This window comes from Patulibacter americanus DSM 16676, from assembly GCF_000420025.1.
GTDB classification, from domain to species: Bacteria; Actinomycetota; Thermoleophilia; order Solirubrobacterales; family Solirubrobacteraceae; genus Patulibacter; species Patulibacter americanus.
The window spans coordinates 269,638-275,652 of sequence record NZ_ATUD01000006.1 but is presented as its reverse complement, the minus strand read 5'-3'; the positions used below and the strand labels follow the sequence as shown (position 1 = coordinate 275,652).

The window sequence follows — 6,015 nt, the reverse complement described above, 5'->3', positions numbered from 1 at the left end:
CGACCGGCGACGGCTACACCGCCACGACCGCCGGCACCACCGGCGCCAACCCGCTCGCGCTGGCGATCGGTGACCTGGACGGCGACGGACGCCCCGACATCGCCACCGCCAACCTCACTGCACGCTCGGTGACGGTGCTGCGCAACACCAGCGCGGCGACGGTGACGTCGGGCGCCCCGGCGCCGTTCGGCGTGCAGGCGGGTGGGACGGCGGGCCCGGCGCAGCGGCTGACGGTCCGCAACACGGCCGGGGTGCCCGCGGAGGTCCGGCGGCTGCGGCTGACCGGTCCGGACGCGTCGGACTTCGTCCTGACCGCGGACGACTGCTCGCGCGAGACGTTGCCCGTCGGCGGGACGTGCACCTTCTGGGTGCGGTTCGTCCCGGCGCTGGACACGGCGCGGCCGATGCGCACCGCCCAGGTGCAGGTCCTCGCGGGTGGCGGGCTGTTCGGCGACATCGTGTCGCTGACCGGTGAGGCCGGCGCGGCGCCGCAGGGTCCTGCCGGCGCCGGCGGTGGTCCCGGCCGTGACGGTCAGGACGGCGCGTCGGGGCCGCAGGGCGCACCGGGGGTGGCCGGTCCGTCCGGTGCGACGGGCGCGCAGGGTGCTCCCGGTCCGGTCGGCGCCGCCGGAGCGGCCGGCGCGAAGGGCACTCCCGGCCACCGCGGCGTTGCCGGCCGACCCGGACCTGCCGGACACGTCGGCCTCATCGGCCCCCGCGGCCGAAACGGCGAGGCCGCCGTCTACCGCTGCACCCCCGCCACCCGGCGACGCCGCGCGCGCTGCGTCGTGGAGCTCGTCCGGGGCACCGCGACGCGCACCGTGACCGTGACGATCACCCAGGGCGGCAGGACGATCGCCACGGGCCAGCGCACACTGCGCCGGACCGGGTCCCAGCGTGTCGTGGTCTTCCCGGAGGCCGCGGCGGCGACCGGCCGCTACCGCATCCGGATCGTCATCCGCCGGACGGGCCGGCCCGCCACCGTCCTCAGCAGCACGTTCACCGTCCGCACCCCCCGCTGAGGACGTCGGCGCGGCCGAACGGGCCCACCACGGAACGACGGAGGGCCGCGACGCATCGCGGCCCTCCGGGTCCTGCAGGCGCCGCGCCGGAGCGCGGCGCGGGTCAGTGCGCCATCACCGGCGCGGCGTCGGGGTCGCCCACCGGGACGGCGCCCGGCCGCAGCAGCAGTCCGGTCACGAGGGCGCCGAAGGCGAGGATGCCCGCGGCGATCCAGAACGCCGTGACGTAGCCGTGCATCGCGGCCTCGCCGGCCAGCTGGGCACCCTGGAGGCGGCCGGCGTTGTCCGTCGCGTAGCTCGTGACGGCGCTGGCGAACAGCGTCGAGAGCAGCGCGGTGCCGATGGAGCCGCCGACCTGCTGGGTCGTGTTGACCATGGCGGAGGCGACGCCGGCGTCCTTCGGGTCGACGCCGAGGGTGGCCGACGCCATCGCGGCGGAGAAGACGCCGCCCATGCCGAGGCCCATGACGATGAGGCCCGGGAGGACGCCGGTCACGTAGTTCGACGACGTCTCGAGCTGCGCGAAGATCGCCATCGCGACCGCGGCGAGAGCCATGCCGCCCGAGACGAGCGGGCGGGGGCCGAACCGCGGCAGCAGCACCTGGCTGCAGACGCCGATCGAGGCCATGATCGCGAAGTTCATCGCCAGGAACGCGAGGCCGGTCTCCACCGGGGAGTAGCCCAGCGTGCGCTGCAGGTAGTAGGTCAGGAACAGGAACACGCCGAACATCCCCGTGCTGACGATGCCGAAGGCGAGGTAGGACCCGCCGCGGTTGCGGTCGAGGACGACGCGCATCGGCAGGAGCGGGTTCTTCACGCGCTGCTCGATGACCACGAAGGCGACCAGCAGGATCACGGCGAGCGCCAGCGAGATGATCGTGATGGAGTCGCCCCAGCCGTTCGTCTCGGAGTTCGAGAAGCCGTAGACGAGGGCGAAGAGGCCGCCGGTGACGGCGACCGTTCCCGGGATGTCGAGCTTCGGGCGCTGGCCGGCACCGTGCTGCGTGCCGCCGTGCAGGACGGTGAACGCGCCGATCGCGGCGGGGATCGCGAAGAAGAGGTTCACGTAGAGGCACCAGCGCCAGGAGAGGTACTCCGTGAGCACGCCGCCGAGCAGCAGCCCGACGCCGCCGCCGACGCCGGCGATCGCGCCGAAGACGCCGAAGGCCTTGTTGCGCTCGACGGGGTCCGTGAACGTCGTCGTCAGGAGGGACAGCGCGGCCGGCGCCAGCAGGGCACCGAAGACGCCCTGGAGGGCGCGGGCGACGACGAGGACGCCGAAGCTGCCCGCCGCGCCGCCGAGGGCCGAGGCGACGGCGAAGCCGACCAGGCCGATGATGAAGATGTGCTTGCGGCCGACGAGGTCGCCGATCTTGCCGCCGAGCAGCAGCAGCGAGCCGAACGCGAGGGCGTAGGCCGTGATGACCCACTGGCGGTTCTCGTCGTCGAAGCCGAGGTCGCCCTGGGCGGACGGCAGCGCGATGTTCACGATCGTGGCGTCCAGGATCACCATGAGCTGCGCGATGCCGAGGATGCCGAGGATGAGCCAGCGGCGCTCGTGGTGTGGGTCGACCGGCGCGGCGGTCGGGGAGGAAGACATGCGGGTCCTTCGGAGGTGGTGACGACGACGGGCAGGAGGCGCGGGAGCGCAGGGCTGCCCAGTCCTGACAAACACCGTAGCAATCAAACGGAGAGCTGTCCTCCAATTGGAGTGTGAGCCTCCGCATACACGGATGCCGCTAGCCTGTACCTATGAATTCGATCCCCGAGGAGGCCACGGGGCGGCCCCTCCGGAAGGACGCGGAGCGCAACCGCCGGCGCATCCTGGACGCCGCCGGCACGCTCTTCGCGGAGCAGGGGCTCGGCGTCAGCCTCGACGAGATCGCCCACCACGCCGACGTCGGCGTCGGCACGGTCTACCGGCGGTTCCCGGACAAGCAGACGCTGATCGACGCGCTGTTCGAGGACCAGCTCGACACGATCGCCGGGGTCGCGGAGGAGGCGCTCGCGATCGACGACGCGTGGGAGGGCCTGGAGCACTTCTTCCGGGTCGCGCTCGAGAAGCAGGCGCACAACCGCGGGCTGAAGGAGCTGCTGCTCGGTGCGGGAATCAGCGAGTCCGGTGGCTGCGGCCCCCGCGGCCGCGACCGCATCGAGCCGCTCGTCGTGCGGCTCGTGGAGCGGGCCCACGACGCCGGTGCGCTGCGGCCCGACGCGTCGCCCTACGACGTCCCGCTCGTCCAGCTCATGGTCAGCGCCGTCGCGGACTACACCCGCGACGTCGACCCCGAGGTCTGGCGGCGCCTGCTCACCGTCGTGCTCGACGGCCTGCGCGCCGAGGGCCACGCCCACTCGCCCATGCCCGTCCCGCCGCTCGATCGCGACGGCGTGCTGCGGGCCATGTCGGGTTGGCGCCCGCCCCGCGGCTGACCTCGCCCCCCGCCGCGGCCCGCGGCGGGGCGGAGCGCCCGCCGTCGGCCGTCAGCCCCGCGGACGCCAGACCCGGAAGACGTCGACCTGGATCTGCCGCTGGCGGTAGGAGCCGCGGAAGACCGGCCCGGCGCCCGTGACCCACTCCCCCGGCCGCGGGTCGCGCTTCGGCCGCAGCGCCGGGCGGACGTCGAAGACCGTCAGCCCGGGGCCGGTCACGGAGCCACCGACGGCCACGACGTGGAGGTCGCCGTCGCCGTCGGGGTCCACGGACTGGATCGACAGCACCCTGGCGCGCACGCCACGGCAGCCCAGCGGGCTCTTCGTCCTCGTCGGGCAGCGCGCCGTCCAGCGCGCGGGCGGGCGCCGCGTGGCCGCGCGAGTCGGCGCGTCGGCACCGGTCCCCGTCGTGGCCGACGGCCGATCGGTGGTCGTCGTCCGCGGCGACGTGGCCGTGCCGGCCGCCAACCCGGGCTCGGGCGACGCGTCGCCCCCGCAGCCGGCGAGGCCGCCCGCGGTCGTGACCCCGACGAGCACCGCGACGCACAGGGAGCGCGGGGTCGCGGACGAGCGGCGGGAGCGCATGCCCCCATCGTCGCCGATCACCGACTCCCGGGCCCCGGTCATGGCGGGACCAGCACGCCACCCGCACGCATCCGCCGGGGCCGCGCGTGGGAGCCGTCCGAGGCCCGCCTGGGAGGACCCTGGGACGCCGCCGGGGCGCGGCGACGCGCCACGTCGGCGAAGATCCGCCGGGATGACGCCCGAACCGATCTCCCCCGGCGCCGTGCTGGACCGTGCGCTGCAGCTCTTCCGTCAGCACTTCGCGGTGCTGTTCCCGCTCGCGCTCGTGATCGCCCTCTTCGAGGCGATCGCCACCTACGCGCTGCGGGACGCGGGCACCGGGGGCGCAGGCATCGGGCTCGGCATCTCCCTCGTGGCGGCCACGTTCCTGCAGGGCATCGTGGCCGGGCTGGTGCGCGACGTGGAGACCGGCGGCACCGGGGACCGCGGCGCCGGCGAGCTCTTCGCCGAGGTCGCGCCGGTGCTCCCGCGGCTGCTCATCGTCAGCGTCCTCGCCGGCGTCGGCGCGGGCATCGGCATGATCTTCCTCATCGTCCCCGGTCTGATCCTCCTCACGATCTGGGCCGTCGTGGCCCCGGTGGTCGTCGTGGAGCGCCTCGGGATCGGGGCGGCGTTCGGGCGCAGCCGCGAGCTCGTGCGGGGCAACGGCAAGCGCGTGCTCGGCCTGCTCCTGCTCGTCCTGCTGCTCGTCATCGGCGTCGCGTTCGTCGCGGCGATCTTCACGGAGGCCTCGGGCGACGGCGTCGGCCGCTTCGTCCAGGTGCTGCTCGGCGCGCTCGTCTCACCCATCAGCGCGCTGGCCACCGCGGTCCTCTACTTCACGCTGCGTCGCGCCCACGGCGAGCCGGCCCCGCCCGCGGTGGCGCCGGCGCACCCGTCCGGTCTCTGAGCGGACGGACGGGCGGTAGATCCGGCCCGGCGGCCCGGACCGGGCCGGCCAGGCGGGAACGCCACGCCCGGCCGGCCGCGGGTGGCCGGCCGACCGTGGGTGGCGGCCGCGGTCCTACTCGTCGATGGAGGACATGTCCGGGTAGCGCTCGCCGATCGCCTGCCCGGCCTCCCCCAGGTCGTGGAGGTCCTGCTCCGTGAGCGTCACGTCGACCGCGCCGGCGTTGTCCTCGAGGTACGCGCGGCGCTTCGTACCCGGGATCGGCACGACGTCGTCGCCCTGGGCCATGACCCAGGCCAGGGCGACCTGGGCGGCGGTGGCACCGCGGTCCGCAGCGATGCGGTCGACGACCTCGACGATCGCGATGTTGCTCTCGAGGTTCTCGCCCTGCAGCCGCGGCTGGTGGCGGCGGAAGTCGTCCTGGGCGAGGTCGTCGAGCGTCCGGATCGTGCCCGTCAGGAACCCGCGGCCCAGCGGGCTGTAGGGCACGAAGGCGATGCCGAGCTCGCGGACGGTCGCGAGGATCTCCACCTCGGGCTCCCGCGCCCAGATGGAGTACTCCGTCTGGAGGGCCGAGATCGGGTGGACCGCGTGGGCGCGGCGGATCGTGTCCGGCGCGGCCTCGGACAGCCCGAGGTAGCGGACCTTGCCCGCCTGGACGAGCTCGGCCATCGCGCCGACGGTCTCCTCGATCGGCGTCTTCGGGTCGACGCGGTGCTGGTAGTAGAGGTCGATGTGGTCGACGCCCAGGCGCTTCAGGGACGCGTCGCAGGCGGACCGCACGTACTCGGGCGAGCCGTCGATGCCGCGGAAGCCCTCGTTCTCGGGGTCGCGGACGTTGCCGAACTTCGTGGCGAGCACGACCTGGTCGCGACGGTCGGAGAGCGCGCGGCCGACGAGCTCCTCGTTGCGCCCGACGCCGTACATGTCGGCGGTGTCGAGGAACGTGACGCCGAGCTCGAGGGCCCGGTGGATCGTGGCGATCGACTCGGTCTCGTCGGCGTCGCCGTAGAACTCCGACATGCCCATGCAGCCGAGGCCGAGGCGGGAGACGGAGAGGCCCTGGGTGCCCAGGGGAACGGTGGGGAT

The 6,015-nt window shown here is 74.4% G+C and carries 5 protein-coding genes and 1 pseudogene; 3 read left to right on the top strand and 3 right to left on the bottom strand.

The features are described 5' to 3' along the window. Positions 1-1,022 (top strand): annotated as a pseudogene (locus F593_RS28330) (hypothetical protein); the annotation flags it as partial. A 103-nt stretch (positions 1,023-1,125) separates the two neighbouring features. Here the strand turns inward: F593_RS28330 and F593_RS0112285 are convergent. After that, on the bottom strand, positions 1,126-2,622 hold the full coding sequence (locus F593_RS0112285; RefSeq protein WP_022929054.1) for an MFS transporter: 1,497 nt from the start codon (positions 2,620-2,622) through the stop codon (positions 1,126-1,128). A 152-nt stretch (positions 2,623-2,774) separates the two neighbouring features. Between F593_RS0112285 and F593_RS0112280 the strand changes: the two genes are divergently transcribed. Further along, on the top strand, positions 2,775-3,452 hold the full coding sequence (locus F593_RS0112280; RefSeq protein WP_022929053.1) for a TetR/AcrR family transcriptional regulator: 678 nt from the start codon (positions 2,775-2,777) through the stop codon (positions 3,450-3,452). Between the two features lie 51 nt (positions 3,453-3,503). Here F593_RS0112280 and F593_RS0112275 read toward each other — a convergent pair whose 3' ends face one another. Beyond that, the gene (locus F593_RS0112275) at positions 3,504-4,037 is read right to left on the bottom strand and encodes a hypothetical protein (RefSeq protein ID WP_022929052.1); all 534 of its coding nucleotides are present in this window, start codon (positions 4,035-4,037) and stop codon (positions 3,504-3,506) included. Positions 4,038-4,209: 172 nt separating this feature from the next. Between F593_RS0112275 and F593_RS28325 the strand changes: the two genes are divergently transcribed. Next, positions 4,210-4,926, top strand: a complete 717-nt coding sequence (locus tag F593_RS28325) for a hypothetical protein (RefSeq protein WP_022929051.1) — start codon at positions 4,210-4,212, stop codon at positions 4,924-4,926. Between the two features lie 114 nt (positions 4,927-5,040). Here F593_RS28325 and F593_RS0112265 read toward each other — a convergent pair whose 3' ends face one another. Then, positions 5,041-6,015 carry an aldo/keto reductase gene (locus tag F593_RS0112265; protein ID WP_028721644.1) on the bottom strand — a complete coding sequence of 325 codons (975 nt, stop codon included), beginning with the start codon at positions 6,013-6,015 and terminating at the stop codon, positions 5,041-5,043.